Here is a 1390-nt window from a genome sequence, read left to right on the forward strand (position 1 = left end):
GCGGCCGAGCCGTAGAGGAAGAAGTCATACCATTCGACGGCCGTGCCGATCATGCTGGCGAAGGCGACCTTGACGATCGAGGTGCGCCCGGCCGCGTGGATGGCGGGTTCGGCCGCAATGTCGGGTGTGGACATGGCGTGTCCTTTCGGGACAGGGGTGGGATCCGGTCTGGTCATGGGACGAGCACGACCTTCATGTCGTGACCGGCCGCGGCGCGTTCGAGCGCCGAAGCCGCATCAGTGAGGGAAATTTCGGTCACCAGCCGGGGCCACGGTGCCGGGTCGGCGGCCATCGCGTCGGCAGCGGCCCGGTAATCGACCTTCGTCGATCCGTAACTGCCCTGCAGACGAATCTCCTTGCGGGTGACGGCGTTGAAGTCGACCGGTCCGGTGCGGGCGAACAGGCCGACGACGGAGATGGGGCTGCCGGGCAGGACCGCGGCGATGGCAGCATCGAGCGCTGCCGTCGAACCGGAGGCGTCGACCCAGGCGGTGGGAATGAAAGGCAGCGCGTCCCGGCCGGCGATCACGGTGCGCAGACCGAGCGCGCGGGCCAGCGGCAATCGCACGTTCTCATCGTTGCCGACCCCGGAGAGCACGACATCGTGGCCGCGCTGGGCGAGGACGAGGGCGGCCATCGTGCCGATCGGTCCGGGCCCGGATACCACCACCCGGGTGGGGCCGTCGGCGGCGTTCTCGATGTGCGCGACCGCGCGGCAGGCGACCGACAGTGGTTCGGTCAGCGCCAGGGTCGACGCAGGCAGATGCCGGTCGACCTCGACGACGCGGACCTCGGGGACGACGAACGATTCGGCGGCGGCGCCGTCGAAGGACAATCCGAGGACGGTGCGCCGGGGGCAGATCTGCCGGAAACCGCGCTCGCACAGATCGCACACGCCGCAGCCGTCGATGGCAACGGGGACAACGCGTGTGCCGATCCAGGTCGGGTCGACGCCCTCGCCGAGGGCTTCGACGTATCCGACCGCCTCGTGTCCGAGCACGACCGGGGGGCGGATCCATTCGTAGCCGGTGTCGTGACGCCAGGCGTGCACGTCGCTGCCGCACAACCCGCACGCCTCGGTGCGTACCCGCACCTGTCCCGGGCCCGGTTCGGGCTTGGGCAGATCCTGCACGACGACGTCGTGGGGAGTGGCACTTCTCTTGGTCAGAGCTCGCATGGGGAACCTGCTCACTTTCGCCCGCTGCCGGGCTCAGGGATGAGAGGGTGGGGCGCCGGCGGACACCGCCCCCGAGTGCCGAGGGCACTCGGTGTGGTTGCGCCATGTCAGGCGGTGTCCGCCGCAGTGTCAGCGGATGAAGCGGTCGACGTAGTCGGCGCCGAGACCGATCTTCTCGTAGTGCGCGCGGGCCTTGTCGATCTTGCTGAACAC

1 protein-coding gene is annotated in these 1390 nt (G+C 69.6%); it reads right to left on the minus strand.

The features are described from left to right. Positions 1–172: 172 nt before the first annotated feature. Positions 173–1177: an alcohol dehydrogenase catalytic domain-containing protein gene (locus G9373_RS45270; protein ID WP_167121326.1), complete on the minus strand. Its 1005-nt coding sequence runs from the start codon at positions 1175–1177 to the stop codon at positions 173–175. Positions 1178–1390: the final 213 nt, after the last annotated feature.

Source organism: Rhodococcus sp. A14 (assembly GCF_011603105.1).
Taxonomy (GTDB): domain Bacteria; phylum Actinomycetota; class Actinomycetes; order Mycobacteriales; family Mycobacteriaceae; genus Rhodococcus_F; species Rhodococcus_F opacus.